Source organism: Mucilaginibacter sp. P5_A4, assembly GCF_056400605.1.
In genome coordinates this window covers 1-733 of sequence record NZ_JBFUKX010000167.1, presented here as the reverse complement: position 1 = coordinate 733, position 733 = coordinate 1, and the positions used below count along the sequence as shown (strand labels likewise).

Here is a 733-nt window from a genome sequence, read left to right as displayed (position 1 = left end):
GAAAAATGCGGCTTGTTTAAATGCCCTTGCTTTGCCTGAATATAAGGCAATGAGGGATTTTGGCTGTAAGAATCCAATAGCGGTGATACCAAATGGCGTTAATCTACCCGCTGAAGAGTGGCCCCAAGATGCAACTATACCTCAATGGAAATCAAATGATGGTCGCAAAGTAATGTTATTTCTCAGTCGGTTGCATCCAAAAAAAGGAATTGAAAATCTACTTAAAGCCTGGGCAACCCTGGGCGCACATAAACAAGAATGGAAATTGGCGATAGCTGGAGAAAGCAAGGACCTGGGCTATTTACAAGATTTGTTGAGTTTAAGCGCTGCCCTGAAGTTGGAAAAAGATGTTTTTTTTATCGGCCCCCAATTTCATAAAGAAAAAGATGTTTGTTTTAGATGTGTAGATGCTTTTATTTTACCTTCTTTTAGCGAGGGCTTGCCGATGGCTGTTTTAGAGGCATGGTCATATCAATTGCCGATTATCATGACAGCTGCCTGCAATATACCCGAGGGGTTCGAAAGGGGAGCCGCCTTAGAGGTGTTAACAGAAATTGACAGTATTAGTGAGGGTATTAAGAAACTTTTTGACCTTACAGATGAGGAAAGAAGTGTCATCGGTAAAAAAGGTCTTCAATTGGTTAAAGACAAGTTTATTTGGTCATCAATCGCAAATCAAATGAATGATGTTTATCAGTGGATTTTGTTTGGAGGACAACAACCGGCATCTATC

At 40.5% G+C, this 733-nt stretch carries 1 protein-coding gene; it reads left to right on the top strand.

All coding sequences use genetic code 11. The features are described from left to right. Positions 1 to 733, top strand: a 733-nt coding sequence (locus AC1DQW_RS27840; protein WP_477457047.1) for a glycosyltransferase, incomplete at both ends; no start/stop codon positions are given.